The sequence below is a fragment of the Streptomyces sp. NPDC044003 genome (assembly GCF_056435185.1).
The window spans coordinates 80592-106621 of sequence record NZ_JBWKFA010000010.1; the positions used below are offsets into that span (position 1 = coordinate 80592).

Here is a 26030-nt window from a genome sequence, read left to right on the forward strand (position 1 = left end):
GATCGAGGCCCTAGGGGCGGAGTCCCGCCCCGTTCCCCTCACACCCTTCTAGGAGTGAATCCGCATGGGCATCAAGGACGAGATGCAGAACAAGGCACAGCAGGCGAAGCAGGCGAAGCAGAAGATGCAGGGGGCGAAGGACGAGGCGTCCGAGCGTGCCTCCAAGGGCCGTGAACGCTCCGAGGACGAGACGCGCCGGGCCCAGCAGGAGGCCCAGGACCGCATGGACATGGACTACGACGCCTGACGTCGGCCCGTCCTTGACGGAGGCGCACCCGGGAGACCGGGTGCGCCTCCGTGCGTCAGGCGATGCTGTTGTACGGGCCGCCGAGGGGCAGGGTCGTGGGCAGGGGGCCGTACATCGGGTTACCCCAGTCACCCGTGCCCTGGTAGAAGGTCGTGGCCTGCGAGCCGAAGGCGACCAGGTCGGCCCGGCTGTCCCGGTTGACGTCGCCGATGCCGACGAGGTGCTGGTACGCGTTCCAGCCCGCGCCGACCTTCGTACGGGAGGCGAACGTGCCGTCCCCCTTGCCGAGGTACAGCCAGAGGACACCGGCCGCGTCCCGGGCGAGGAGGTCTCCGCCGGGGCCGCCCGCCATGTTCCCGACGGCCGTCAGCTGGTTGTAGATGCCCCAGCCGAAGCCGATCTTCTTGCGGGCGGCGAAGGGGGCGGAGGCGTTGCCCGTGCCCTTGTAGAGGTACAGGTCGCCGGCCTTGTCGGTGGCGACGAGGTCGGCGCGGCCGTCGCCGGTGAGGTCGCTGCCGCCGGCGAGCTGGTTGTAGATCTGCCAGCCGGCACCGATCTTCGTACGGGTGGCGAAGCCGCCGGTCCCGTTGCCCTGGTACAGCCAGAGGACGCCCGTCCTGTCCCGGGCCACGAGGTCGCCGACGGGCGAGCCCGCGACGTCCCCGGTGGCCTCGATCCGGTCGTAGATCTGCCAGCCGCCGCCGATCAGCCGACGGGGGTCGGCCGTGAGCCGGGTGCCGTACGAGGTGTCCACGCGCCACAGGTTGCCGGCGCCGTCGCGGAGGAGGATGTCGGGTGCGCCGTTGTCGTCGAAGTCGTGCGGCTTGGGCGTGCGGGTCACCGTGAACGAGCCGGTCGCGGTCGCGGTCGGGCCGATGCCGTTGAGCGGGCGGGCGGTGAGCTCCCAGGTATAGGCGCCGTTGTACTCGCCCTGCCAGTCGAAGGCCGTGGCCAGCCGGTCCGTCGTGTAGTCGTTGAACATCTCGGCTTCCCCGGTCCGGGTGTGCCGCAGGGTCAGGTTCACCTCGGCGTTCGGCCGGGACAGGTTCCAGGTGAACCTCGCCTTTCCGCTGTTCTTGTCGAGGTCGACCAGGGCGGGGACGTCGTTGCCGGTGATCCGGAGGTCGGTGGGCTCGCCGGTGGTCGCCTCCAGGGTGACGACCGGGGTCTCGTTCCCGGCGGCCGTGATCCTGTACATGCCCTCGCCCTGCGCCAGGCTGCCGCCCCGCACGTGCAGGCTGCCGTCGCCGGCCGGGGCGGCCGAGGTGAGGTGGTCGAGGAGCTTCACCGTCTCCTCGGTGGCGGGGTTGTACGCGGTGAGGGCGTACAGCGGGCTCGGGGCGCCGGCGGTGGAGGCGCCGGGGTCGCCGTACACCACCCAGCCGCCGACGAGGTCGACCCGGAGGCTGCCGGGCGCGTCCACGACCGGGATCTCCTGGACGGTGTCCGAGGCGCGGTCCAGGAGGAAGAGCGCGGGCACCTCGCCGTTGGTGCCGGTGCCGACGGTCCAGGCGACGTGCGTGGCGGAGACGGCGCCGATGGTGGCGCCCGCCGGGAGGTCGTGGATCCCGCCGATCGTGTCGGTGGCGAGGTTCAGCAGACCCCACTTCTTCACGCCGTCCACGGTGAACTGGACCAGGGCGTCGTCGGGGGTGCCGGGCGTGACGGCGATCGAGGTGGCCCCGGTCGGCAGGCCGGCGACGGGGACGGTGCCGCCCGCCTTGGTGTGCTTGCGCAGGTCCGGGCCGACGGTGGTGAACAGGGCGTCGGCGGCCGAGCCGACGTACACGGGGGAGCCGGTCAGCGGGTCGAGGGCGACTTCGAGGACCGACATGGTCGTCAGGTCCCGCAGCGTGACCTTGTAGTGCTCGACGAGGACCAGGTAGTCGTCGGTCCGCGTCGAGTGCAGGGAGGTGCGGGTGCCGTAGCCGGTCCCGGTGTCCTGTCCGTACCAGGCGAAGCGCTTCGTGGTGCTGCCCACGGTCTGGGTGAGGAAGCCCTTCACCCCGGCGTCGACCAGGAGCGAGTTCTTGGGGAAGGCGAACGGGGTCGCGGCGGTGTCCGCCGTGACGGTCGCCGGAGTCGAAGGGGCGGCCGTCGCGGGCACGGCCAGTGCGCCCGCACCGAGGGTCACGGCGAGAACGGTGGTGACGGCGGCGACGAGGCGCCGGTGGTTCGAGCGGGCGTGAGGCACGGTCGTTTTCCTCCCAGGCATTGGCGCACTGCGCGCCACACCCGGTCAGACAGGCGACCGACCGAAAAGTTGTACGTGCCGGGTGGCTGATTTTCGTACGGTGATCACCATGGCCGTACTCGAGCGTCTCCGCCCCGACCACGCACCCGCCCTGCTCGCCTTCGAGCGGGAGAACCGGGCCTTCTTCGCCGCGCGCGTGCCCGACCGGGGGGACGCGTACTTCGCGGCGTTCGACGCCCGGCACCGGGAGCTGATCGAGGCGCAGGAGGCGGGCGAGATCCACTTCCATGTGCTCGTCGCCGAGGGCGGGGAGATCGTCGGGCGGGTCAACCTCGTCGGCGTGGACGCCGCCGCGGGCAGCGCCGAGCTCGGCTACCGGCTCGCCGAGAAGGCGACCGGGCGGGGGCTCGCCACCCGGGGCGTGCGGGAGGTCTGCCGGCTGGCCGTGGAGGAGTACGGGCTCAGCCGGCTGACCGCCTTCGTGGCGCTGGGCAACGGCACGTCGAGCGCCGTGCTCGCCCGGGCCGGGTTCGGCGCCGTCGGCGGTGTGACGCTCGACGACGGCGAACCGGGCACCGCGTACGAACTGGACCTGACGACCGTCTAGGACGGTCTCGGCGGCAGTTTCGGGCGCGAGCGGTCCGGGAGGGACTCGTAGGCCGGGGGGCTCGCCGCCGGGGTCTCGGTGAGGAGCGCGAGGGCGACGTGGACCGCGTCGTCGAGCTGGGCGTGCCGGCCCTCGGCCCAGTCGAGGGGGGTGCGGAGGATCGCGAGGTCCGGTTCGACGCCGTGGTTCTCCAGGGACCAGCCGTACTCGGGGAACCAGGCCGCGTTCATCGGCACGGTGATCTGGGTGCCGTCGCCGAGCCGGTGGCGGCCGGTCATGCCGACGACCCCGCCCCAGGTGCGCTGTCCGACGACCGGGCCGAGGCCGAGGAGCTTGAACGCGGCGGTGATCATGTCGCCGTCGGAGGAGGTGGCCTCGTCGGCGAGGGCGACGACGGGGCCGCGCGGGGCGTTGGAGGCGTAACTGACCGGCTGGGCGTTGCGGGTGAGGTCCCAGCCGAGGATCTTGCGGGTCAGTTTCTCGATGACGAGTTCGCTGATGTTGCCGCCGGCGTTGCCGCGTACGTCGACGATGAGGGCCGGACGGGAGACCTCCATGCGCAGGTCGCGGTTGAACTGGGCCCAGCCGGAGCCGCCCAGGTCGGGGATGTGGAGGTAGCCGCACTTGCCGCCGCTGACCTCGCGGACCACCGCACGGCGTTTGGCGACCCAGTCCTGGTAGCGCAGCGGCCGTTCGTCGACGAGGGGGACGACGGCGACGCGGCGGGCGTGGCCCTCGCCCTCGGCGGGGGTGAAGGTGAGCTCGACGGTGGTGCCGCCGGTGCCGGAGAGCAGCGGGTACGGGCCGGTGACCGGGTCCACGGGCCGGCCGTCGACGTGGGTGAGGACGGCGCCCTCGCGGATGCCGGTGCCGGCGAGCGGGGAGCGGGCCTTGGAGTCGGAGGACTCGCCGGGGAGGATGCGTTTGACCGTCCATCCGGCTTCCCGGGGCACGAGGTTGACGCCGAGGAGGCCCATCGGCCGCTGGTAGTGCGGCGGTCCCTCGTTGCGGCGGGCGGGTGTGACGTACGCGTGCGAGGTGCCGAGCTCGCCCATGACCTCGCGGAGGAGGTCGGCGAACTCGTCGGGGGACGCGACCCGTTCGACGAGCGGCCGGTACTGGTCGAGGACGGCCGTCCAGTCGACCCCGCCCATGTCCGGTTCCCAGAAGTAGGCGCGGACGATCCGGCCGGCCTCGTCGAAGGCCTGTCGCCACTCGGCGCCCGGGTCGATCTCGTGCAGGATGCGCCGCAGGTCCAGATAGACGGTGGAGTCGCCGTCCCCGGACTCGGTGGCCGGTACGGCCCGCAGTTCGCCGTCGTCGGCGACGACGAGCCGGGTGCCGTCGCCGCTGACCGCGAACCAGTCGAGGTCCTTGGCGAGTTCGCTCTTGCGTGCCTTGGTGATGGAGAAGTGTTCCAGGGTGGGCTTGCCCGAGGTGTCGGCCGGGTTGGCGAAGGTCTCGCCGAGCGCGCCGGAGATGGGCCAGCGCAGCCAGACCAGGCCGCCGCCGCTGACCGGGTGCAGCGCCGAGTACTTGGAGGCGGCGACCGGGAAGGGGGTGACCCGGTCGGGGAGCCCCTCGATCTCGACGGTGACCGTGCCGTCGCCGGTCTCCGTGTCGTCGTCGGTGGGGTCGAGGCCGCCGGCCGCCGGGCGCCCGTCGGGGAGCAGCGCGAAGGGGGAGGGTGTGGCGGAGGAGAGCGGGACGAGGTAGGGGCGGCAGCCGAGCGGGAAGGACAGGTCGCCGGTGTGCACGTCGTACACCGGGTCGAAGCCGCGCCAGGAGAGGAAGGCGAGGTAGCGGCCGTCCCGGGTGAAGACGGGGTTCTCGTCCTCGAAGCGGCCGTTGGTGACGTCGACGACGGTGCGGGCGCCGGGGCCGGAGATCCGGGCCATCTTGATGGAGCGCAGGGAGCGGCCGATGCCGGGGTGGGACCAGGTCAGCCAGTCGCCGTCGGGGGAGAAGGCGAGGTCGCGGACGGGCCCGTTGACGGACCGGATCAGTTCGGTGACCTCGCCGTCGGAGTCCTCTGTGCCCGCGGCGGCAGCCGCATCTTCGGACGCAGTCAGGAGGAGGAGCCGGCCGTCGTGGGAGGCGATCGCGAGCCGCTCGCCGGCCGGGTCGGAGACCATTTCCTCGACCCGGCCGAGGTCGCCCGAGGCGAGCCTGCGGGGCGGCCGGTCGCCGCTGGCGCGCGGCAGATAGGCGACCTCGACGGCGTCCTCGCCCTCGGCGTCGGTGACGTACGCGACCTGGCCGCCGCTGCCGAGCATCTCGGGGAGCCGGACCCGGACGCCGGGGGTGTCGATGATGGTGCGGGCGGGGCCGTCGCGGTGCGTCAGCCAGTACAGGCTGCCGCGTACGGAGACGGCGGAGGCCCGGCCGGTCTCGTCGACGGAGACCGCGTCGACGTGGTGGGCGGCCGGCACCTGGTAGCAGCGGCGGCCGACGCGCTGGCCGCCGAGCCGTACCTCCAGCCGGCGGGGGCGGGAGTCGGCGGTGAGGGCGTCGACGATCCACAGGTCGCCGGCGCACTGGTAGACGATCCGGTGGCCGTCGCTGGAGGCGTGCCGGGCGTAGAAGTCGGCGTGGTCGGTGTGGCGGCGCAGGTCGGTGCCGTCGGGCAGACAGGAGTAGAGGTTGCCGATGCCCTCGTGGTCGGAGAGGAAGGCGATCCGCCCGCCGACGGCCATGGGGGCGTCGATGTGGCCGCCGAGGTCGGGGAGGAGTCGTTCCCCGTGGAGCCAGAGGCGGCCGGTGGCGCCGCCCAGGTAGCGCTTCCAGGAGGCCGGTTCGTGCGGCGGCTTCCCGGTGAGCAGGAGTGTGCGGCGCTCGCCCTCGTGCCCGGTGACGGCCGTGTCGTCGGTGACGCTTATGTCGGAGACGGGGCCCCAGGGCATGCGGAGGCCGGGGGAGCCGTCGGTGGGGACGGTGTAGGCCCAGGAGTAGTACGAGAAGGGCTGCCCGTGCGAGGAGACGGCGAGGATGTCGGAGCGGCCGTCCTTGTCGGGGGGCGTCCAGCCGCAGACCCGGGTGTCGGTGGAGCCCCAGTAGGTGAGGCGCCGGGCGGCGCCGCCGTCGATGGGGACGAGATGGATCTCGGGGTCGAGGCTGCGCCAGTTCGTGTAGGCGATGTGCCGCCCGTCCGGCGAGAAGCGCGGGTGTCCGACCCGCGTCCGGTCGACGGTGAGGCGCCAGGCCCGGCCGGGGCGATGGCCCTCGGGGACGAGCGGGGCGAGCCACAGGTCGTCCTCGGCGGCGAAGCACAGCAGGTCGTCGTGGAGGTGCGGAAAACGGAGATACGCGACGTCGTCACTCACCTGTTCATGCTTTCCGCGCGGAGGGGGTGAGGCAACTCGTACGTGTATGCGGGCGTCCTGTGGGGTGTGGCCCAGGACACGTACGAAACGGTTTCGTTTCGCTGAGGGGATGGGTATATCGTCTTGGTGTACGAAACCGTTTCGTTCGGATCGGAGACCGGCCATGGCACGCAGCAGACTCACTCCCGAGCGGGAGTCCGAGCTGTACGCGGCCGTGCTCGACCTCCTCCGCGAGGTCGGCTACGACGCCCTCACCATGGACGCCGTCGCCGCCCGCACCCACTCCAGCAAGGCCACCCTCTACCGCCAGTGGGGGAGCAAGCCCGAGCTGGTCGCCCGGGCGCTGCGCGCGAACAAGCCCGTCGACCTCAACGAGATCGACACCGGCTCGCTGCGCGGCGACATCGAGGCGATGCTCGACCGGACCGACGACTGCCAGATGGACAAGGACGCCGCGCTGATGCGGGGTCTCGCCCATGCCGTCCACACCAACCCCGAACTGCACCGGGCGCTGCGCGAGCTGCTCATCGAACCCGAGATGAACGGCCTCGACGAGGTGCTGCGCCGAGCGGTCCGCAGGGGCGAGATCCCCGCCGACAACCCGGCGCTGAAGCTCGTCCCGCACATGCTGATCGGTGCGTTCATCGCCCGCCCGCTGATCGACGATCGGCCGGTCGACCGCGCCTTCCTCAGCGCCTACTTCGACGCCGTGGTGCTCCCCTCACTCGGCGCCTGACCCCGCTCCACCCCTGCTCCACCTTCTCCACCTGACGACGAACCGCTCACGCCGTCGGGCCGGCTCCCCATGCCCTGTCCCGCCCCACACTGGGAGTACGCCCCCGTGGCCACGTTCCTCTACACATTGGGCCGCACCGCCTTCCGGCGCCGACGGCTCGTCGCCCTCCTCTGGGTGGCGCTCCTCGCGATCGCCGGCGTCGGTGCCGCCACCGCGCCCACCGCCACCTCCAGCTCCTTCTCGATCCCCGGCACCGAGGCCCAGCGCGCCTTCGACCTGCTCGAAGAGCGCTTCCCGGGCGCCGGAGCCGACGGGGCCACCGCCCGCGTCGTCTTCAAGGCCCCCGAGGGCGAGAAGATGACCGACCCGGCGCACAAGGCCGTCGTCGAGGAGACCGTCGCCGCGCTCAAGTCCGGCTCGGACCAGATCGTCCAGGTCACCGACCCGTACACCGCGCACGCCGTCTCGCAGAACGGCTCCACCGCCTACGTCTCGGTCTCCTACAAGGTCAACGCCATGGAGCTGACCGACGAGACGCGCGAGGCCCTCAAGGACACCGGGCACCACGCGCAGGGCAAGGGGCTGACCGTCGAGATCGGCGGCGACGCGCTCCAGACCATGCCCGAGCAGGGCGCGAGCGAGGCCATCGGCATCGTCCTCGCGGGCATCGTGCTCGTCATCACCTTCGGCTCGCTCGTCGCGGCCGGGCTCCCGCTGCTCACCGCCGTCATCGGCGTCGGCATCGGCGTCTCCTCGATCACCGCGCTCGCGAACGTCCTGGACCTCGGCACCACCACGTCCACGCTCGCGTCGATGATCGGCCTCGCCGTCGGCATCGACTACGCCCTCTTCATCGTCTCCCGCTACCGTGCGGAGCTCGCCGAGGGCCGCGAGAAGGAGGACGCCGCCGGGCGCGCGGTCGGCACCGCCGGCTCCGCCGTCGTCTTCGCCGGACTCACCGTCGTCATCGCCCTGGTCGGCCTGGCCGTCGTCAACATCCCGATGCTGACGAAGATGGGCTTCGCCGCCGCCGGCACGGTCGTGATCGCCGTCCTCATCGCGCTCACCCTCATCCCGGCCCTGCTCGGCTTCGCCGGCGACAAGGTCGTCAGCCGCAAGCAGCGCAAGGGCCTCGTGAAGGACGAGGGCAAGCCCAACGGCGGCACCCGCTGGGCCCGCTTCGTCATCCGCCGCCCGCTGATGGTGCTGATCGTCGGCGTCCTCGGCCTCGGCGCGATCGCCGTGCCCGCCGCCTCCCTGGAGATGGGCCTCCCGGACGACGGCGTGAAGCCGACCTCCACCTCCGAGCGCCGGGCGTACGACGCGCTGTCCGACGGCTTCGGCCCCGGCTTCAACGGCCCGCTGCTCGTCGTCGTGGACGGCGACAAGGCGACCGCCGACCGGACGGTCTCCACGATCAAGGGCCTCGACGGCTGGGCGGCGGTCACCCCGGCGACCCCGAACAAGGCCGGCGACGCCGCGATGATCACCGTGGTCCCGAAGGACCGGCCGTCCTCGACCGCCACCGAGGGCCTGGTGCACGACATCCGCGACGCCACGGGTGACGACGTCCTCGTCACCGGCGCCACCGCGATGAACATCGACTTCTCGCAGAAGATGAACGACGCGCTCGTGCCGTACCTGGCGCTCGTCGTCGGCCTCGCCTTCGTGCTCCTGACCCTGGTCTTCCGCTCGATCCTCGTCCCGCTGAAGGCGGCCCTCGGCTTCCTGCTCTCGGTGGTCGCGGCCCTCGGCGCGGTCGTCGCGGTCTTCCAGTGGGGCTGGCTCGGCAGCCTCTTCGGGGTCGAGCAGACCGGCCCGATCATGTCGATGATGCCGATCTTCATGGTGGGTGTCGTCTTCGGCCTGGCGATGGACTACGAGGTCTTCCTCGTCACCCGGATGCGCGAGGCGTACGTGCACGGCGAGCGTCCCGGCGAGGCGATCGTGACCGGCTTCCGGCACAGCGCCCGGGTGGTCACCGCCGCAGCGGTCATCATGATCGCGGTCTTCTCCGGCTTCATCGGCATGGACGACCAGATGGTCAAGATGATCGGCTTCGGCCTCGCGGCGGCGGTCCTCTTCGACGCCTTCGTGGTCCGCATGGCGATCGTCCCGGCCGTCCTCGCGCTGCTCGGCCGCAAGGCCTGGTGGCTGCCGAAGTGGCTGGACCGGGTCCTGCCGAACGTGGACGTGGAGGGCGAGGGCCTCGCCGGGTCCACCGGTGAGCCCGGCGCCGCGAAGCCGGACCTCGTGAAGGTCTGAGCTCCTCGCGCCTGAGTTCCGTACGCCGTCAGTGTGTCGTCATCGACGTACTGGCGGCGTACGTGTGCTTCAGGAAGCGGAGCAGCGCCGTGGTGTCGAACTGTACGACCGTCACCCCGTCGTCCCGGTGGAGCTCGACGACCGTCTGGACGCGGCCGCAGGGCCAGACGCCGATGTCGCCGCGGCGGGTCGGCGTGCGCATCCCCGTCTCCAGGAGGGCGCGCGGGAAGGACCACTCGACGGCGCCGGGGAAGACGAAGCGGACCGTCGCGGGGGAGAAGCCGGGGTCGTAGCGGAGGGCCACCGGGACGGGGCGGGAGAGGGGGGCGTCGCTGATGATCCGCCCCTTCGCATGGTCGTCGATTACGCGATCGTCTACGGCGGCCATGGGTGACTCCTCACCTTTGTCCTCTTCTCTACCAATGTCCCACGCCTTCCCGTCACCGGCGCGGCGCATGCGTGTGCGGCGGAAGGTGTGCGCGGGGTCACGTGCATCCGAGCGCCGCCGTCCTGTGACCGATGCGCTCTTGCAAGCTCTTTGCAGGAGCGCCTTATCATTCCGAACGTGCATGTACCTGACGGATTCATCAACGCCCCCGTATCGGCCGCCGCCGGTGTCGTCGCCGCCGGCGCCGTCGCCGTCGGCCTGCGCGGAGCCCGTAAGGAACTCGACGAGAGGACGGCCCCGCTCGCCGGCCTCGTCGCGGCCTTCATCTTCGCCGTCCAGATGCTGAACTTCCCGGTCGCCGCCGGGACCAGCGGACACCTCCTCGGCGGAGCGCTCGCCGCGATCCTCGTCGGGCCCTGGACCGGCGTCCTGTGCATCGCCGTCGTCCTGCTCATGCAGGGCATCCTCTTCGCCGACGGCGGCCTCACCGCCCTCGGCGTGAACATCACCGTCATGGGCGTCGTCACCGTCGTCGTGGCCTACGCCCTCTTCCGCGGCCTGGTCCTCGTCCTGCCGCGCACCCGCCGCTCGGTGACCCTCGCCTCCTTCGCCGCCGCGCTCGTCTCCGTACCGGCCGCGGCCGCCGTCTTCACGCTCATCTACGCGATCGGCGGCACCACCGACGTCCCCGTCTCCAAGGTCCTCACCGCCATGGTCGGCGTGCACGTCCTCATCGGCGTCGGCGAGGCCGTCATCACCATGCTGACCGTCGGCGCCGTCGTCGCCGTCCGCCCCGACCTGGTGTACGGCGCCCGCGGCCTGACCGCGCCGCTCAAGCTCCGCGTCGACGGCGAACTGGTCGACACCGTCCCCGCCTCGGCGCCGGTCACGGCCCGCTCCCCGAAGAAGCTGTGGATCGGCGGCGTGGTCACCGCCCTCGTCCTCGCCGGCTTCGTCTCCTTCTACGCCTCCGCCAGCCCCGACGGCCTGGAGAAGGTCGCCGCCGACCAGGGCATCGACAAGAACGTCGAGGAGCACGCCGCCGCGGACTCCCCGCTCGCCGACTACGGCGTCAAGGGCGTCGACGCCCCCCGCCTCTCCGGCGGCCTCGCCGGTGTCATCGGCGTCGGCGCGACCCTGGCCGCCGGCACCGGCGCCTTCTGGGTCGTCCGCCGCCGCAAGGCCGCCGCCGTGGAGGCCTGACATGGGAGCGGGGCACGCCCACAAGCTCTACCGGCACGGGCACTCGCCGGTCCACGAGCTGCCCCCGCACACCAAGCTCGCCGCCGTCCTCGGCTTCGTCGTGGTCGTCGTCTCGACGCCCCGCGAGGCCGTCTGGGCCTTCGCCCTCTACGCCGCGCTCCTCGCGGCCGTCGCCGCGCAGGCCCGGATCCCGGCCGGCTTCCTGCTCAAGCGGCTGCTCATCGAGATCCCGTTCGTCGCCTTCGCGCTGCTCATGCCCTTCGTGGTCCCCGGCGAGCAGACGGAGGTCCTCGGGGTCTCCCTGAGCGTCCCCGGCCTGTGGGGCGCCTGGAACGTCCTCGCCAAGGGCACCCTCGGCGTCGCCGCCTCCGTGCTCCTCGCCTCCACCACCGAACTGCGGGCCCTGATCCTCGGACTCCAGCGGCTCAAGCTGCCGCCGCTGCTCGTCCAGATCGCCTCGTTCATGATCCGGTACGGCGACGTCATCACCGACGAGATGCGCCGCATGTCCGTCGCCCGCCGCTCGCGCGGCTTCGAGGCGAAGGGCGTCCGCCACTGGGGCGTCCTCGCCAAGTCCGCGGGCGCGCTCTTCATCCGCTCGTACGAGCGCGGCGAACGCGTCCACCTCGCCATGGTCAGCCGCGGCTACAGCGGCACCATGCCGGTCATCGACGAGGTGACCGCCACCCGCGCCCAGTGGGCGTACGCCGCCGCGCTGCCGCTCACCGCACTCCTGATCTGCCTCCTGGGATGGACCCTATGACCGCCTCGCTGGAAGTGCGCGGCCTCGCGTACGCGTACCCCGACGGCCACCAGGCCCTCTTCGGCGTCGACCTGACCGTCGGGCGCGGCGAGCGCGTCGCCCTGCTCGGCCCCAACGGCGCCGGCAAGACCACCCTCGTCCTCCACCTCAACGGCATCCTCACCGGCGGCGCGGGCACCGTCACCGTCGCCGGGCTCCCGGTCGGCAAGAAGCACATGGCCGAGATCCGGCGGAAGGTCGGCATCGTCTTCCAGGACCCCGACGACCAGCTGTTCATGCCGACCGTCCGCGAGGACGTGGCCTTCGGCCCTGCGGCGGCCGGGATCCGGGGCGCCGAGCTGGAAGCCGTCGTCCTGCGCGCACTGGAGAGGGTCGGGATGGCGGAGTTCGCCGACCGGCCCCCGCACCACCTGTCCTTCGGGCAGCGCCGCCGGGTCGCCGTCGCGACCGTCCTCGCCATGGAGCCGGAGATCCTCGTCCTCGACGAGCCGTCCTCCAACCTGGACCCCGCCTCGCGCCGCGAGCTCGCCGACATCCTCCGCACCCTCGACGTCACCGTCCTGATGGTCACCCACGACCTGCCGTACGCCCTGGAACTCTGCCCCCGCTCGGTGATCCTCAGCGAGGGCGTGATCGCGGAGGACGGCCCGACCGCCGCGATCCTCTCGGACGAGGAGCTGATGGCCCGGCACCGCCTTGAGCTGCCGTTCGGCTTCGTCCCGAGTTCCGTGGCCTGACCTTGGTCCGACCGGCTGGATATGCCGGTGGGTCGTGCCGGGGTGCTCCGTGCGGCGGCGGAGCCGAGGTTATGAAGGGAATCGGATGACAGTTCGTCGTTCGATCCCCTTCATGGACATCACCCTCAGGAGTCGCATAATGCGCCCCACCAGAGCCGCCTGTCTCGGCGCGGCCACGCTGGTCACCCTTCTCACCTGCACTTCTGTCGCGGCCGGCGCCGCGACGGACACCGGTTCCGCCCAGACCACGGGCAAAGCCCGGGTCATCACCCTCACGGGCGTGGTGCAGGAGGTGCACCGCTTCCCCGTATCGACCACCCCCGGCGTCGTCTCGCAGGGCGATCGGGTCGTCGTCCGCTCGATCCTCTCCGACCTGGACGGCAACGAGGTCGGCGAGACCAACGGCACCTGCACCACCACCCGGGGCGGCAACGATGAAGCCGAGCAGTGCCTCGTGACCTACACCCTCGCGGACGGCCAGCTCGTCGTGGCGGGCATGTTCTACAACTACCTCGACCCGGACGCTTCCTTCGACAACGCGATCACCGGCGGCACCGGGAGGTACGACAAGGCTCGTGGCTCGGTCCACGCCGAGCTGCTGAATGGCGTGAGGACGTTCACGATCAACCTCGTCTGACGTCCCCCGACGTCCACCCGACCCCGGAATCCGACCGTTCCCCCTCGCGTTGCACCATGGGAGCCGGTCGTACGAAAGGAAGTGTGGGTCAGGTGGACGTCCAGGGCACGGTGGCGGCGGGCTGGGAGCCGGTCAGGGACGCGTTCCTGCGCAATTTCGAGCAGCGGGGCGAGCACGGCGCGGCCGTCGCCGTCCACCGGGACGGCGTGCAGGTCGTCGACCTGTGGGCGGGCATGAAGGATGTCGACGGCTCCGACCCGTGGACGGCGGACACCGCCCAGGTCGTCCGCTCGGCCACCAAGGGCGTCTCCGCCGCCGTCCCCCTGCTCCTGCACCAGCGCGGCCTGCTCGACCTGGACGCCCCCGTCGCCTCGTACTGGCCCGAGTTCAAGGCCCACGGCAAGGACCGGGTCACCGTACGGCAGCTCCTCGCGCACCGGGCCGGAGTGCCCGTCCTCGACCGGCCCCTCAGCCTCGCCGAAGCGGTCGACCTCCCGACGGCGACGGCCGCGATCGCCGCCCAGGCCCCCGTCTGGGAGCCCGGCACCGCCCACGGCTACCACGCCCACACCTTCAGCTGGCTGCTCTCCGGCCTCGTCCAGCGGGTCACCGGCCGCACCATCGGACGCTGGGTCGCCGAGGAGATCACCGGCCCCCTCGGCCTCGACCTGTGGATAGGCCTGCCCGAGGCCGAGGCCCACCGGGTCGGCCGGCTCGGCCCCGTCGAGGAGATCGACCCGCCCGGCAGCGGCGCCCTCAAGCTCCGCCCCAAGCGCTCCGTCACCGAGGCCTACCAGGACCCCGCCTCCCTCACCCGGCGCGCCTTCGGGGTCATCGACCCCAAGCCCGACGAGAACGACCCCGTCTACCGGGCCGCCGAACTGCCCGGCTCGGCGGGCGTCGCCACCGCCCGCGCCCTCGCCCGTTTCTACGCCGCCACCCTGGGCCCCGTCGACGGCGCCGAGCGCCTCCTCGCCCCCGCCACCCTGACCCTCGCCCGCACCGAGGAGTCCGCGGGCGCGGACAAGGTGCTGCTCGTCGGCACGCGCTTCGGCCTCGGCCACATGCTGCACGGCCCGGCCTGCCCGCTCCTCGGCCCCTCCTCCTTCGGCCACCCCGGCCGCGGCGGCTCCCTCGGCTTCGCCGACGCGGACGCCGGGATCGCCTTCGGGTACGTCACCAACGGCATGCGCAAGACGGTCACGGCCGACCCGCGCGCCCAGGCCCTGGTGCGCGCGGTGCGCTCGGTGACGGGCTGACCGGAGCAGTTCGTCAACTCCCGGGCGGCGACTTGACATTGTGAACGACCGCCGGGCCGTTCCCCGGCCAGCTGGCCGATACCGTGTGCCCGCTCCACCGATCGGTGGAGCGGGCACGGGGGTGCGTGGTGATCGAGATTCCGCTGCGGCGGTCCGGATACGGGACGGTCCGGACAGCCGACAGCCGGCTCTGGGAGACGTACGGCAGCATCGGGCTGCTCTCCTCGCGGCGCGGGTGTCGCGCTGCTCCGGCACATGGACAAAAGGCGTAGGGTCAACGCGCCGGAGAACCAAACCAGTTGAAAGCGGGAGGAACCGAATGACCACGGACGTCACGGGTGACACGTACGAGAAGCTGCTCGCCCTGCTCGACGAGCGCGGCGCGGCCTACCGGGTGATCGAGCACGCCCCCGAGGGCGCCACCGAGGCGGTCAGCGCGCTGCGCGGCCACACGCTCGACCGGGCGGCCAAGTGCATCATCGCCATGGTGAAGATCGGCAAGAAGGAGAAGCGCTTCGCGCTGGTCGTCGTACCGGGCGACCGGCGCATCGACCTCAATGCCGTGAAGGCGCTGTACGGCGGCACGTACGTCTCCTTCGCCTCCCCGGAGATCGCCGAGGAGCTCGCCGGCTCGCCGAGCGGCACGATCCTGCCGTTCGCCTTCGACGAGCGCCTCGAACTGATCGTGGACCCGGACCTGTTGGTCCACCCGGAGTTCTTCTTCAACGCCGCCCGCCTCGACCGCTCGCTGGCCCTGGCCACGGAGGACTACCGGACGATCGCCGAGCCGCGGGTGGAGCGGGTCTCCTCCTGACCGCGTCTCCTCCCGGCCCCGTCTCCTCCTGGCCCCGTCTCTCCCCGACCGCGTCTCAGGCCATGGACGGTGTGAGGGCGAGCACCATGCCCAGGCCGACGAGGACGGTCCCGATGACCTTGTTGAGGACGCTCTGCCGCTGCAACAGCCGGGTGCGCAGGGACTGGTTGGAGAAGAGCACCGCGGCGAGCGCGAACCAGACCAGGTGCGCGAGCGACATGAAGAGGCCGTAGCCGATCTGCTGGAAGAGCGGGGTGTCGGCGCTGACGACCTGGGTGTAGGTGCTCAGCACGAAGAGCATGGTCTTCGGGTTGAGCGCGTTCGTCAGGAATCCGGTGCGCAGCGCCCCCGCCTTCGAGAGGCCGGCGTCGCTCGACAGGTCGATGTCCACCTGGGCCTTGGTGACGAAGGTCTTGTACCCGATGTAGACCAGGTACGCGGCGCCGATCAGTTTCATCGCCGTGAAAAGCATCGGGGTCCGGGTCACCAGAAGTCCCACGCCCAGCATGGTGTAGGCGACGTGCACGAGAACGCCCAGGGAAATACCGACGGCGGCGAGAACGCCGGCGGTCCGCCCGTACAAATAGCTGTTCCGGACGGTCATCGCGAAGTCCGCGCCGGGGCTGATGACTGCCAGAATGGTGATGACCGCTACGGCGATTAGCTGACCCATTTTCCCGTCTTCTCACTCAGGTGGTAAACGGGCGCGGGGGGCGCCGTGGTGGCCGCCCCCCGCGCACCGGACACTTACGGCTTGTGACGGTAGGTGATCACGAGCACGTCGCGCGAGGCCGGGACGGCGGGATCGATCTGCTCGATGGGCGTGACGCCGTGGTGGACCCGCTCGTCGTTGACGAGCGCCACGTCGAGGACGTCGGTGAGGGAGAACTTCTCCATCGGCTGCTTGTCCAGGTTGAAGACGGTGCTCTCGCCGCCGGTGGCGTTCGAGCGGCCGATCATCGCCATCAGGACGAAGGTGACGCCGTCGCGGCGCCCCCGTGCTGCTGCGAAGCCATTGTTTCCCCCTGGGTCAAAAAGCAAATGGTCGGGGTGGATCGTGCTCTCGGCGGCGGACGGGTGTCAAAGAGTTTCGGCCCTGGCCGAATGGCCGCGAGTCCGCGTTCTCTGGCCATCTCTGGGTATTCGTCCGTGAATTCGATGAACGCTGTGTTGCGAAAAGGTTTCACGGGATGCTGGGATCTGCCCATGGATCTCACGAAACGCTTCGAGGGGTACGCGGTACTGGTCACGGGCGCGGCGCGCGGCATCGGCGCGGCCACCGCCCGGCGGCTCGCGGCGGAGGGCGCCCGGGTCCTCGTGACGGACATCGACGAGGCGGCGGCGAGGCGGACGGCGGAGGAACTCCCCGGGGCGTTGGCGGCGCGCTGCGACGTCGGCGACCAGGCGTCGGTGGACGAGGCCGTCGCGTACGCGGTGGCGACCTTCGGCCGCCTGGACGTCCTCGTGAACAACGCCCTGGCCCCCGTCGCCGCCGACCGGGACCGCTTCGAGGACGAACCCGACGAGGGCTGGACCGGCCAGCTGGACGTCACGCTGATGGGCGCCGTCCGCTGCTCACGGGCGGCGCTGCCGCACCTCGCGGCGGCCGGCGGGCGCGGGGCGATCGTGACGATCGGCTCGGTCAACGCGGAGGCGGACTTCGGCGGCCACGCGTACAGCGCGGCCAAGGCGGGCCTGGCGTCGCTGACCCGGACGCTGGCGGGCGACGCGGCGCCGCGCGGGGTCCGGGTCAACCAGATCAACCCGGGCACGATCGCGACGACGGCCTGGGCGGGCCGGGAGACCGACCTCTCGGCCCTCGCCGCCCGCGTCTACCCCCTGGGCCGCGTCGGCACCCCGGAGGACGTGGCGGCGGCGGTCGCCTTCCTGGCCTCCACGGACGCCTCCTGGATCACCGGCACGACCCTCCGCGTGGACGGCGGCCTCCTGGCGGTGAACACGCACTTCGCGGAGGTGCTGGCGGACGGCTGAGGCCTCCCGGGGGACGGCCCGTCACCCCGCGTGCAGCATCAGCCCGATGCCCACCACCATCAGACCCGCCGCCGCGACCCTCGGGGCGCCGAAGCGTTCCTTGAAGAACAGGGCGCCGATGGCCGCGCCCACGATGATGGAGGACTCGCGGAGGGCGGCGATCGGGGCCAGCGGGGCCTTGGTCTGGGCCCAGAGGACGAGTGCGTACGCCGCGACCGAGAGGGCCGCACCGAGCAGCCCCCGGGCCGCGTACGGGCGGAGCTGGGGGAGGAGGGCCCCGCGGCGGGCCCACAGGGCGTACGCCGGGATCGCGAGGCCCTCCAGGATCATCAGCCACCCGATGTAGCCCAGCGGGGTGCCGGAGGCGCGGACGCCGACGCCGTCGACGACCGTGTACAGGGCGATCGACAGACCCGTCGCGCCCGCCGCGAGCAGCGCCGGCCAGTGCGGGCGGGCGTCCTTGCCCCGGATGCCCCACAGCGCCAGGCCCGTCAGGCCCGCGCAGGCCACCGCCACCCCGAGCAACTGCCAGCCGCCCGGCACCTCGTGGAGGAAGACCGCCGCGATGACGGTCACGACGAGCGGGGCCGTACCGCGCGCGATCGGGTACATCTGGCCGAAGTCCCCGAGCGTGAACGACCGCATCAGCAGGGCGTAGTAGCCGATGTGCAGCAGCGCCGACGCGATCAGGTACGGCCACGCCCCCGCCGCCGGCAGCGGCACGAAGCAGGCCACGACCATGCCGATCAGCGCCCCGCCGCCGGAGATCAGCGTGAAGGAGAGGAGCTGGTCCTTGATGTGGTGCGCGATCGCGTTCCAGCCGGCGTGCGTGACGGCCGCGACGAGGACCGCGAGCGTGACGAGCGGGGTCACTCGGCGGGCTCGCGGACGTCCACGAGTGTGCCGCCGGCCAGCGTGACCAGCGTCTTCGGGTCCATCGCGAAGACCGTGTACGGGGTGCCCGCCGCCGCCCACACCGCGGCGTGGTCGAGGATGCCGCGGTCGGCGAGGACCCGCGTCCGGGTGCGGTGCCCGAACGGCGGCACGCCCCCGATCGCGTACCCCGTCGTCTCCCGGACCACCTTCGCGTCCGCCCGGGTCACCTTCCCGGCGCCCAGCTCCTGACGTACCCGCTCGACGTCCACCCGCGACGCGCCGTCCATCAGGACGAGGACCGGCACCCCGTCGGCCGCGAAGATCAGCGACTTCACGATCTCGCCGACCGCGCAGCCGATGGCCTCGGCGGCCTGCTGGGCGGTGCGGGTCTCGTCCGGGAAACGGCGGATCTCGACGTCGAGACCCAAGTCCCGGAGCGCGGCGGCGAACTGGGGGTGCGCATCGGCGTGTGTCGTCATGCCCCGCACGCTAGCGGTCCGTGTACGGGGCACGCGACCGGGTTCCGGGCCTGTCCGCGCCCCCGGTCACCCCGCCTTCAGGACCCGCGCCACCACCGGGCCCGCCGCGTCGCCGCCGTGGCCGCCGGCCTGGACGACGGCCGCCGCCGCGAGGTCGCCGGAGTAGCCGGTGAACCAGCTGTTGGAGGTGGACTGGCCGTCGAGCTCGGCGGAGCCGGTCTTCGCGCCCTTCGGGGAGGGGACCCCGGCCATCGCGTTCGTCGCGGTGCCCTGCGACGTCGTCGCCGCGGCCTTCATCATCCGGCGCAGCCCCGTGGCGACCTCGCCGGGGAGCGGCTCCGCCTTGGCGAACTCGCGGTCGTCGAGGTCCCGCGCCACCAGGTACGGCTGGAGGAACCGGCCGTTCTTCGCGGTCGCGGAGAGCGAGGCGACGTTCAGGGCGCTCATCGTGATCTTGCCCTGGCCGATGTACGAGGCGGGCGTCTCGCTCCCGGCCGACTCGGGGACGGAACCGTCCCAGGCCCCGACCCCGATGTTCCACTCCTCGCCGATGCCGAACCAGCGGCGTGCGGTCGTGCCGAGGGCGGTGTCCGCGACGTTCTTGTCGCTGAGCTTGGTGATCGCCTTGATGAAGGCGGTGTTGCAGGAGCGGCTGAACGCGTCGGTGAGGGTGCCGTCGGCGATGCTGAACCGGTCGAGGTTCTGGAAGGTCCTGCTCCGCGACACGACGTCGGGCGGACACTCGACCTTGGTGGTGGGGGTGGCCAGACCGTGCTCCATCATCATCGCCGCCGTGACGATCTTCATCGTGGAGCCGGGGGCCTGCTGGCCCTGGAGCGCGGTGTTGAACTCGGTGGCCGGGCTGTTGGCGACCGCCCGTATCGCCCCCGTGGACGGCTCGATCGCGGCGACCGAGGCGCGGGCGTACTGCTTGACGGCCTTCTCGGCCGCCGCCTGGACGTCCGCGTCGATGGTGGTCCTCAGGGTGCCGGGCTTCCCCTTCCGCAGGACGAGGAGGGGGGTGTCGGCGACGCCCTCGCTCCCCGAGTCGATCCAGGTCTCGACACCGGGGGTGCCGTCGACCTTCGACCCGTACCGCTTGCGGAGTTCGGCCAGGACCGGCCCGAGCGAGGGGTACTTCGCCGCCGTCAGCTCCACGCCGTCCTGGTCGACGGCCTTCACCTCGGCGGTCTTCGCGACGCCCGTCCGCAGGGTGCCGGCCGCGGTCAGCTTCGGATGCAGCACCGCCGGCTGCCACTTCACGAGCGGGCGGCCGGTGGTCTGCCCGCGCAGCACGGTCAGTTCGGAGGCGTACGACCAGTCCTTGGACACGCCCTCGTACGTGACGGTCGCCCGTACCGTGAACGGCACCGTCGCCCCGACGGCCGCCCCCGGCGTGATGACGGCCTTCGAGACCTTCGCCCCCTCCCGGTAGCCCGCGACCGCGGTCCCCGCCGAGACCGGATCGTTCGTCAGCTGGGCCGCCCGGTCCGACTCCCCGGCGGCCCAGGCGGCCAGGAAGTCCTTCGCGGTGGCCGTGACCTCGTCGGGGGTGACGGGCCCCGTTCTCGGCGCGGACTCGGAACGGCTCTCCACGCCCGAGCCGCCGCCGGTGATCCCGTTCCAGAGGTTGTACCCCCCGTACCCGACCCCGCTCGCCACGACGAGGAACACGCCCCCGACGATCGAGACCTTGACTCCACTGCGCATGACTGCGCCTCCCCTCCCCAGGTGGACCGACGAGTCAAGCAGTCACGGAGAGCATGTGTCGAGCAACTTTCGCCATATCCGTCACTCCCGCCACAGACGAAGGAGGGCGCGACCACCGGTCGCGCCCTCCTCGTGCAATTCCCCCGCTACACCCAGGTGTCGAGCCACATACGCGCCCGCCACTGGTCCATCGGAATCGGGGTCCCGGTGTAGATGGGCCAGAAGTAGATGAAATTCCAGACGATGAGCAGGACCAGGCAGCCCGCCGCCACCGCGCCGAAAGTGCGGCGTCTTTCCGAGGAGCCTCGGGGGCCGATGATCGCGCCCAGCATCATGGTCACCGCCAGGCACAGGAAAGGCACGAAGACGACCGCGTAGAAAAGGAAGATGGTGCGTTCCTGGTAGAGGAACCAGGGGAGCCAGCCGGCCGCGACGCCACAGGCGATCGCGCCCGCGCGCCAGTCGCGGCGGAAGGCCCAGCGCCACAGGACGTAGAGGATCGCGAAGTAGGCGGCCCACCAGAGGAGCGGGGTGCCGAGGGCCAGGACCTCCTGGGCGCACTTCTCCTTCGCCGTGACCGGGCAGCCGGCCGTGCCGGGGGCCGGGGACTCGTAGAAGTACGAGACGGGGCGGCCGAGGACGATCCACGACCAGGGGTTCGACTGGTAGGTGTGCGGCGAGGTCAGGCCGACGTGGAAGGTGTACACCTCGGACTCGTAGTGCCAGAGGCTGCGCAGCCAGTCCGGGAGCCAGCCCCAGGTGCCGCCGCCGACCGCCTTGTCGTGGTCCTCGGCCCAGTGGCGGAAGTAGCCCTTGTCGGTGACCAGCCAGCCGGTCCACGTCGCCAGGTACGTCCCGATCGCCACCGGCACCACCGACACGAACGCCGGGACCAGGTCCTTCTTGATCACGGCGGCGTACGGGCGGACCGCGCCCGAGGTGCGCCGGGCGCCCACGTCCCACAGCACCGTCAGCAGACCGAAGGCGACCATCACGTACAGGCCGTTCCACTTGGTCGCCGCCGCGAGGCCGAGGGACACGCCGGCCGCGATCCGCCACGGCCGCCAGCCCAGGCGCAGGGTCTCCGCGATCTCCGCGTCCGGCCGCAGGACCCCCTCCTCGTCCTCGGGGAGCGCGGCCGCGAGCCGCTTCCTCGTCCGGTCCCGGTCCAGGACCAGGCAGCCGAAGGCGGCCAGCACGAAGAACATCAGCACCTGGTCGAGCAGCGCGGTGCGGCTCATCACGAAGTGCAGTCCGTCGACGGCGAGCAGCAGGCCCGCCAGACAGCCCAGGAACGTCGAGCGGAACAGGCGGCGGCCGATCCGGCACAGCATCAGCACCGACAGCGTGCCGAGGAGCGCGACCATGAAGCGCCAGCCGAAGGGCTCGAAGCCGAAGAGCTTCTCGCCGACGCCGATCACCCATTTGCCCATCGGCGGGTGCACGACATAGCCCGGGTCGGTCGGGATCAGGACCGAGCCGGGGTCGGTGAGGATCGTCTTGTCGATGTCCTTCGGCCAGGCGCCCTCGTACCCCTGGTTGATCAGGGCCCAGGAGTCCTTGGCGTAGTACGTCTCGTCGAATATCACCGCGTGCGGCTTGCCCAGGTTCCAGAACCGCAGCAGGCCCGCGACCGCCGTGACCAGGAGCGGACCGCCCCAGGCCATCAGCCGCCACAGCCGGTCGGCGCCGCCGGGGCCGATGCCGAGCAGCGACCACGTCCGCTCGGACGGCCGGGTGTACGAGGGGACGAGCCGCTCGCGCAGCCCGATCGGCGCGGCGTCCGGGCCGGGCGGCGTGTAGCCGAAGCGCCGCAGCCTCTGCTGCCAGGAAGAGGGCTCTGCCACGGGCGCCGCCATGGGGTGCTGGCCCTCCAGGGCCTCGGGTGCGGTACTGGTCACCGCGCCATCGTAGGGACTGTGCCTGTGCGAGTCGCCTGTCCGGGCTGGGAGGATGTCCCGTGTGACAGGAACGCTGGTACTCGCAGGGACCCCCATCGGTGACATCGCGGACGCCCCGCCCCGCCTCGCCGCCGAACTGGAGAGCGCGGACATCGTGGCCGCCGAGGACACCCGGAGGCTGCGCGGCCTCACCCGGGCGCTCGGCATCCACACCACGGGCCGGGTCGTCTCGTACTTCGAGGGCAACGAGTCCGCCCGTACGCCCGAACTGGTCGAGGCGCTGGTCGGCGGGGCGCGGGTGCTGCTCGTGACCGACGCGGGCATGCCGTCCGTCTCGGACCCCGGCTACCGGCTGGTCGCCGCCGCCGTCGAGCAGGACATCAAGGTGACGGCCGTCCCCGGCCCGTCCGCCGTGCTCACCGCGCTCGCCCTCTCCGGTCTCCCCGTGGACCGCTTCTGCTTCGAGGGCTTCCTGCCGAGGAAGGCCGGCGAGCGCCTTGGCCGCCTCCGCGAGGTCGCGGACGAGCGGCGGACCCTCGTCTACTTCGAGGCCCCGCACCGGCTCGACGACACCCTCGCCGCGATGGCCGAGGTCTTCGGCGGCGAGCGCCGGGCCGCCGTCTGCCGCGAGCTGACCAAGACGTACGAGGAGGTCAAGCGCGGCCCGCTGGCCGAGCTGGCCGCCTGGGCCGCCGAGGGCGTACGCGGCGAGATCACCGTCGTCGTCGAGGGTGCCCCGGAGACCGGCCCCGCCGAGCTCGACGCGGAGGAGCTGGTGCGCAGGGTGCGGGTGCGCGAGGAGGCGGGGGAGCGCCGCAAGGAGGCGATCGCCGCCGTCGCCGCGGAGGCGGGACTTCCCAAGCGGGAGGTGTTCGATGCCGTGGTCGCGGCAAAGAACGCGGCTGCGTCGGGCCCCGGAATCGGTAAAGGACTAATCTAAAAAGCAAAGCCGAACCCGGCGCCGGGACTCTTCCTAGGGCGCTTGGCAAGGGAACGCCAAAGAGCCTTCCATGGTTCGTCCCCCGCTGATGCGCTCCGGCCCGAAAAGGCGTCCACTGATCAGTGGAGAGGAGCTGGCATGAGCGAGATCACCGGCACCGGCATATCCGTCGCCCATGAGGCGTACGCCTTCGCCTGCATGCGCTGTGGATACGGCTGGGAGCAGGCGTACGACATCGAGCACCACGTCGACGCCGCCGGCCAGGAATTCGTCGTCTACAAGGCCGCTGGAGAGCGGGTTCCGTCCCCGCTGTCCAGCCCCACCTGCATGAACTGCGGCGGGCACGTCGTCCGCATCATGCGGGCGGGGCAGGTGTCGTCGGTCATCGACCTGATCGCCGCGACCGAGAAGCACCACCAGGGGGCGCGGGCGACGAAGCCCGTCTCACCGGCCGGACCCATCGGCCAGGAGCTGACCGAGGACGACGTCCCCGAGAAGCCGCCGGTGCCGCATCACTGGCACCTGTCGGACCTCTTCCACCCCTTCAGACGTCACCAGTAGTCCACGCCCGACCCCGCGCGCCGGCACTCATGGCCCTCGTACGATCGGGGCCATGAGTGCCAAGGACGCCCCGCCCCCGCTGCCCGAACCCCTCCTCGTGGAGGTCGCGGACTCGCACACCCACATGGACCTGCAGTCCGGGACCGTCGAGGAGGCCCTCGTCAAGGCCGCCGCCGTCGGCGTGACCACGGTCGTCCAGGTCGGCTGCGACGTGAAGGGCTCGCAGTGGGCCGCCGAGACGGCCGCCGCCCACGAGAACGTGCACGCCGCCGTCGCGCTGCACCCCAACGAGGCCCCCAGGATCGTCCTCGGGGACCCCGACGGCTGGTCCCGCCAGGGCGCCCGGCAGGGCGGCGGCGACGCGGCCCTCGACGACGCCCTCACCGAGATCGACCGGCTCGCGGCCCTGCCGTACGTCCGCGGCGTCGGCGAGACCGGCCTCGACTTCTTCCGTACGGGACCCGAGGGCATCGCCGCGCAGGAGCGTTCCTTCCGCGCCCACATCGAGATCGCCAAGCGGCACGGCAAGGCGCTCGTCATCCACGACCGGGAGGCCCACGCCGACGTGCTGCGCGTCCTGGACGAGGAGGGCGCCCCCGAGCGGACCGTCTTCCACTGCTACTCCGGCGACGCCGCCATGGCCGAGATCTGCGCCGCCAAGGGCTACTACATGTCCTTCGCCGGCAACGTCACCTTCAAGAACGCCCAGCCGCTGCGGGACGCGCTCGCGATCGCCCCCCTGGAGCTGGTCCTCGTCGAGACCGACGCCCCCTTCCTCACCCCGGCGCCCTTCCGGGGCCGCCCGAACGCCCCGTACCTGATCCCGGTCACCGTCCGGGCCATGGCCGAGGTCCGCGGGATCGGGGAGAACGAGCTGGCCGAGGCGATCGCCGTGAACACGGCCCGCGCCTTCGACTACTGAGCCGACCGCCGAGCCGGCCACCGCGCATTACCGATCCATAACGGTTACGTGTCGTAGTCGGGTCGTTCGGGAGAGTGACGGCGGCCGGGACTAGGGTCCCGGCCTCGTGAGTACTTCCCAGGGCAGTCACCGAGCCGGGCGGCGGGGCGCGGCCGCGACCCTGCCCGTGCACGAGCAGCCGACGCAGGCGGCGCCCCTCGTGGTGCCAAGCGTTGTGCCCGCCCCCGCCCCCGCCCCCGCCCCCGCCCCCGCCGCCGTCCCCGGTCAGGGCTCCCGCGGCGGCGGCCGACGGGCCGCCCGCCGCCGCAAGACATCCGGCGGTACGGGCGAGGGCCTGCGGAAACTCGTCCCGCAGGCCCTCGTCGTCGCCTTCCTCGCCGGCGGCACCAGCGCCTTCGTCGCCGACGACAAGGCCGTCGAGCTCACCGTCGACGGCACCCCCCGCACCCTCCACACCTTCGCCGACGACGTGCGGGAACTCCTCGCCGACGAGGGCGTCGCCGTCGGCGAGCACGACATCGTCGCCCCCGCCCCCGGCGAGGCCCTGGCCAGCGGCGACGAGATCGTCGTCCGGTACGGGCGGCCGGTCGCCCTCACCCTCGACGGGCAGCGCCGCCAGGTCTGGACGACCGCCGGGACCGTCGAGGGGGCGCTGCGCCAGCTCGGCGTCCGCGCCGAGGGCGCCTACCTCTCGGCCTCCCGCGGGGCCACGATCTCCCGCCAGGGCCTCGCCCTCGACGTCCGCACCGAGCGGGCCGTCACCTTCCTGGCCGACGGGCGCGAGCGGACAGTCCGTACGAACGCCGCCACCGTCCGGGAGGCCCTCGCCGAGGCCGGGATCACGCTCTCCGGGCAGGACACCACCTCCGTCCCGGCCGGCTCCTTCCCCCGCGACGGCCAGACCGTGAACGTGCTGCGGATCACCGGCTCCCGGCAGGTGCGGGAGGAGTCCGTCCCGTACGCCGTCGAGCAGGTCCGCGACCCCGAGCTGTTCGCCGGCACCGAGGTCGTCGAACGGCAGGGCGTCCCGGGCGTCCGCCGCGTCACGTACAGCCTGCGCACGGTCAACGGCGTCAGTCAGCGGCCCCGCAGGACCGGCGAGGAGATCGTCCGCGAGCCCGTCAGCCGCAAGGTGCGGATCGGCACCCGGCCGCTGCCCACCTCCGTCGCCGGCGCCGACGGCCTGGACTGGGGCGCGCTCGCCGCCTGCGAGTCCGGCGGCCGCCCGAACGCGGTCGACCCCTCGGGGACGTACGGCGGGCTCTACCAGTTCGACCCCGGCACCTGGCAGGCCCTCGGCGGCAGCGGCACCGCCCAGAACGCGTCCGCCGCCGAGCAGACCTTCCGCGCGAAGAAGCTGTACGTGCAGCGGGGGGCGAGCCCGTGGCCCCACTGCGGGCGGCGGCTGTACAGCTGAGCACGCGGGCGGGCGGGGCGGGGCCGGACCGGTGAGCACGCGGGGTCGGCGGGGTGGGG

Annotated in this window: 24 protein-coding genes; 15 read left to right on the plus strand and 9 right to left on the minus strand. The window is 72.1% G+C overall.

Translation table 11 applies throughout. The features are described 5' to 3' along the window. The first annotated feature begins 64 nt into the window (after nucleotides 1-64). Nucleotides 65-247, plus strand: coding sequence for a hypothetical protein (locus AC07AW_RS32300; protein ID WP_478819015.1), 183 nt, complete (start codon nucleotides 65-67; stop codon nucleotides 245-247). A 55-nt stretch (nucleotides 248-302) separates the two neighbouring features. On the opposite strand, the gene AC07AW_RS32305 is transcribed toward AC07AW_RS32300, so the two are convergent. Then, nucleotides 303-2441, minus strand: coding sequence for a hypothetical protein (locus AC07AW_RS32305; RefSeq protein ID WP_478819016.1), 2139 nt, complete (start codon nucleotides 2439-2441; stop codon nucleotides 303-305). Nucleotides 2442-2550: 109 nt separating this feature from the next. On the opposite strand from AC07AW_RS32305, the gene AC07AW_RS32310 reads away from it, so the two are divergent. After that, nucleotides 2551-3048, plus strand: coding sequence for a GNAT family N-acetyltransferase (locus tag AC07AW_RS32310; RefSeq protein WP_478819017.1), 498 nt, complete (start codon nucleotides 2551-2553; stop codon nucleotides 3046-3048). Here AC07AW_RS32310 and AC07AW_RS32315 read toward each other — a convergent pair. After that, nucleotides 3045-6371, minus strand: coding sequence for a S41 family peptidase (locus AC07AW_RS32315; protein WP_478819018.1), 3327 nt, complete (start codon nucleotides 6369-6371; stop codon nucleotides 3045-3047). The genes AC07AW_RS32310 and AC07AW_RS32315 overlap by 4 nt on opposite strands. 163 nt (nucleotides 6372-6534) lie before the next feature. Between AC07AW_RS32315 and AC07AW_RS32320 the strand changes: the two genes are divergently transcribed. Beyond that, a complete protein-coding gene (locus AC07AW_RS32320) occupies nucleotides 6535-7107 on the plus strand; it encodes a TetR/AcrR family transcriptional regulator (RefSeq protein WP_478819019.1) in 573 nt (190 codons plus the stop codon). Nucleotides 7108-7212: 105 nt separating this feature from the next. Next, complete coding sequence (locus AC07AW_RS32325; protein ID WP_478819020.1) at nucleotides 7213-9372, plus strand: MMPL family transporter; 2160 nt, start codon at nucleotides 7213-7215, stop codon at nucleotides 9370-9372. 28 nt (nucleotides 9373-9400) lie between these two features. On the opposite strand, the gene AC07AW_RS32330 is transcribed toward AC07AW_RS32325, so the two are convergent. Further along, nucleotides 9401-9760: an SsgA family sporulation/cell division regulator gene (locus AC07AW_RS32330; protein ID WP_478819021.1), complete on the minus strand. Its 360-nt coding sequence runs from the start codon at nucleotides 9758-9760 to the stop codon at nucleotides 9401-9403. Nucleotides 9761-9937: 177 nt separating this feature from the next. Between AC07AW_RS32330 and AC07AW_RS32335 the strand changes: the two genes are divergently transcribed. From AC07AW_RS32335 to AC07AW_RS32360, 6 genes are all read left to right on the plus strand, one after another. Next, the gene (locus tag AC07AW_RS32335; RefSeq protein WP_478819022.1) at nucleotides 9938-10963 is read left to right on the plus strand and encodes an energy-coupling factor ABC transporter permease; all 1026 of its coding nucleotides are present in this window, start codon (nucleotides 9938-9940) and stop codon (nucleotides 10961-10963) included. 1 nt (nucleotide 10964) lies between these two features. Then, on the plus strand, nucleotides 10965-11726 hold the full coding sequence (gene cbiQ / locus AC07AW_RS32340; RefSeq protein WP_478819023.1) for a cobalt ECF transporter T component CbiQ: 762 nt from the start codon (nucleotides 10965-10967) through the stop codon (nucleotides 11724-11726). Continuing rightward, the gene (locus tag AC07AW_RS32345) at nucleotides 11723-12463 is read left to right on the plus strand and encodes an energy-coupling factor ABC transporter ATP-binding protein (protein ID WP_478819024.1); all 741 of its coding nucleotides are present in this window, start codon (nucleotides 11723-11725) and stop codon (nucleotides 12461-12463) included. The genes cbiQ and AC07AW_RS32345 overlap by 4 nt, the downstream gene beginning before the upstream one ends. A gap of 139 nt (nucleotides 12464-12602) precedes the next feature. Then, nucleotides 12603-13100, plus strand: coding sequence for an allene oxide cyclase barrel-like domain-containing protein (locus AC07AW_RS32350; protein ID WP_478819025.1), 498 nt, complete (start codon nucleotides 12603-12605; stop codon nucleotides 13098-13100). A gap of 56 nt (nucleotides 13101-13156) precedes the next feature. Then, entirely contained in the window at nucleotides 13157-14359 is a 1203-nt protein-coding gene (locus AC07AW_RS32355; RefSeq protein WP_478819026.1) for a serine hydrolase domain-containing protein, read from the plus strand. A gap of 319 nt (nucleotides 14360-14678) precedes the next feature. Continuing rightward, a complete protein-coding gene (locus AC07AW_RS32360; RefSeq protein WP_478819027.1) occupies nucleotides 14679-15173 on the plus strand; it encodes a YbaK/EbsC family protein in 495 nt (164 codons plus the stop codon). 55 nt (nucleotides 15174-15228) lie between these two features. Here the strand turns inward: AC07AW_RS32360 and AC07AW_RS32365 are convergent, their stop codons facing one another. After that, entirely contained in the window at nucleotides 15229-15846 is a 618-nt protein-coding gene (locus AC07AW_RS32365) for a LysE family translocator (RefSeq protein ID WP_478819028.1), read from the minus strand. Between the two features lie 74 nt (nucleotides 15847-15920). Then, a complete protein-coding gene (locus AC07AW_RS32370; protein WP_478819029.1) occupies nucleotides 15921-16214 on the minus strand; it encodes a 2OG-Fe dioxygenase family protein in 294 nt (97 codons plus the stop codon). Between the two features lie 165 nt (nucleotides 16215-16379). Between AC07AW_RS32370 and AC07AW_RS32375 the strand changes: the two genes are divergently transcribed. Continuing rightward, the gene (locus tag AC07AW_RS32375; protein ID WP_478819030.1) at nucleotides 16380-17165 is read left to right on the plus strand and encodes an SDR family NAD(P)-dependent oxidoreductase; all 786 of its coding nucleotides are present in this window, start codon (nucleotides 16380-16382) and stop codon (nucleotides 17163-17165) included. Between the two features lie 21 nt (nucleotides 17166-17186). Here the strand turns inward: AC07AW_RS32375 and AC07AW_RS32380 are convergent, their stop codons facing one another. From AC07AW_RS32380 to AC07AW_RS32395, 4 genes are all read right to left on the minus strand, one after another. After that, the gene (locus tag AC07AW_RS32380; protein ID WP_478819031.1) at nucleotides 17187-18038 is read right to left on the minus strand and encodes an EamA family transporter; all 852 of its coding nucleotides are present in this window, start codon (nucleotides 18036-18038) and stop codon (nucleotides 17187-17189) included. Continuing rightward, entirely contained in the window at nucleotides 18035-18520 is a 486-nt protein-coding gene (locus AC07AW_RS32385; protein ID WP_478819032.1) for a YbaK/EbsC family protein, read from the minus strand. The genes AC07AW_RS32380 and AC07AW_RS32385 overlap by 4 nt, the downstream gene beginning before the upstream one ends. A gap of 66 nt (nucleotides 18521-18586) precedes the next feature. After that, nucleotides 18587-20230, minus strand: a complete 1644-nt coding sequence (locus tag AC07AW_RS32390; protein ID WP_478819033.1) for a penicillin-binding transpeptidase domain-containing protein — start codon at nucleotides 20228-20230, stop codon at nucleotides 18587-18589. 146 nt (nucleotides 20231-20376) lie between these two features. Continuing rightward, a complete protein-coding gene (locus tag AC07AW_RS32395) occupies nucleotides 20377-22131 on the minus strand; it encodes a dolichyl-phosphate-mannose--protein mannosyltransferase (RefSeq protein ID WP_478819034.1) in 1755 nt (584 codons plus the stop codon). 52 nt (nucleotides 22132-22183) lie between these two features. Between AC07AW_RS32395 and rsmI the strand changes: the two genes are divergently transcribed. The 4 genes from rsmI to AC07AW_RS32415 all read left to right on the plus strand — a co-directional run bounded on the left by rsmI (nucleotide 22184) and on the right by AC07AW_RS32415 (nucleotide 25971). Further along, nucleotides 22184-23071, plus strand: a complete 888-nt coding sequence (rsmI, locus tag AC07AW_RS32400; protein ID WP_478819035.1) for a 16S rRNA (cytidine(1402)-2'-O)-methyltransferase — start codon at nucleotides 22184-22186, stop codon at nucleotides 23069-23071. Nucleotides 23072-23209: 138 nt separating this feature from the next. Beyond that, the gene (locus AC07AW_RS32405) at nucleotides 23210-23632 is read left to right on the plus strand and encodes a hypothetical protein (protein ID WP_478819036.1); all 423 of its coding nucleotides are present in this window, start codon (nucleotides 23210-23212) and stop codon (nucleotides 23630-23632) included. 52 nt (nucleotides 23633-23684) lie between these two features. Beyond that, the gene (locus AC07AW_RS32410) at nucleotides 23685-24554 is read left to right on the plus strand and encodes a TatD family hydrolase (protein ID WP_369144709.1); all 870 of its coding nucleotides are present in this window, start codon (nucleotides 23685-23687) and stop codon (nucleotides 24552-24554) included. A gap of 106 nt (nucleotides 24555-24660) precedes the next feature. Continuing rightward, nucleotides 24661-25971 carry a ubiquitin-like domain-containing protein gene (locus AC07AW_RS32415; protein WP_478819037.1) on the plus strand — a complete coding sequence of 437 codons (1311 nt, stop codon included), beginning with the start codon at nucleotides 24661-24663 and terminating at the stop codon, nucleotides 25969-25971. Nucleotides 25972-26030 lie beyond the last annotated feature (59 nt).

What these genes read in the sequence shown, in the direction of transcription:
- AC07AW_RS32300 (WP_478819015.1), top strand. Translation starts at nt 65, where the DNA reads ATGGGCATCAAGGACGAGATGCAGAACAAGGCACAGCAGGCGAAGCAG.
- AC07AW_RS32310 (WP_478819017.1), top strand. Translation starts at nt 2,551, where the DNA reads ATGGCCGTACTCGAGCGTCTCCGCCCCGACCACGCACCCGCCCTGCTC.
- AC07AW_RS32320 (WP_478819019.1), top strand. Translation starts at nt 6,535, where the DNA reads ATGGCACGCAGCAGACTCACTCCCGAGCGGGAGTCCGAGCTGTACGCG.
- AC07AW_RS32330 (WP_478819021.1), bottom strand. Translation starts at nt 9,760, where the DNA reads ATGGCCGCCGTAGACGATCGCGTAATCGACGACCATGCGAAGGGGCGG.
- cbiQ (WP_478819023.1), top strand. Translation starts at nt 10,965, where the DNA reads ATGGGAGCGGGGCACGCCCACAAGCTCTACCGGCACGGGCACTCGCCG.
- AC07AW_RS32345 (WP_478819024.1), top strand. Translation starts at nt 11,723, where the DNA reads ATGACCGCCTCGCTGGAAGTGCGCGGCCTCGCGTACGCGTACCCCGAC.
- AC07AW_RS32350 (WP_478819025.1), top strand. Translation starts at nt 12,603, where the DNA reads ATGCGCCCCACCAGAGCCGCCTGTCTCGGCGCGGCCACGCTGGTCACC.
- AC07AW_RS32355 (WP_478819026.1), top strand. Translation starts at nt 13,157, where the DNA reads ATGGGAGCCGGTCGTACGAAAGGAAGTGTGGGTCAGGTGGACGTCCAG.
- AC07AW_RS32360 (WP_478819027.1), top strand. Translation starts at nt 14,679, where the DNA reads ATGACCACGGACGTCACGGGTGACACGTACGAGAAGCTGCTCGCCCTG.
- AC07AW_RS32365 (WP_478819028.1), bottom strand. Translation starts at nt 15,846, where the DNA reads ATGGGTCAGCTAATCGCCGTAGCGGTCATCACCATTCTGGCAGTCATC.
- AC07AW_RS32375 (WP_478819030.1), top strand. Translation starts at nt 16,380, where the DNA reads ATGGATCTCACGAAACGCTTCGAGGGGTACGCGGTACTGGTCACGGGC.
- AC07AW_RS32385 (WP_478819032.1), bottom strand. Translation starts at nt 18,520, where the DNA reads ATGACGACACACGCCGATGCGCACCCCCAGTTCGCCGCCGCGCTCCGG.
- AC07AW_RS32390 (WP_478819033.1), bottom strand. Translation starts at nt 20,230, where the DNA reads ATGCGCAGTGGAGTCAAGGTCTCGATCGTCGGGGGCGTGTTCCTCGTC.
- rsmI (WP_478819035.1), top strand. Translation starts at nt 22,184, where the DNA reads ATGTCCCGTGTGACAGGAACGCTGGTACTCGCAGGGACCCCCATCGGT.
- AC07AW_RS32405 (WP_478819036.1), top strand. Translation starts at nt 23,210, where the DNA reads ATGAGCGAGATCACCGGCACCGGCATATCCGTCGCCCATGAGGCGTAC.
- AC07AW_RS32410 (WP_369144709.1), top strand. Translation starts at nt 23,685, where the DNA reads ATGAGTGCCAAGGACGCCCCGCCCCCGCTGCCCGAACCCCTCCTCGTG.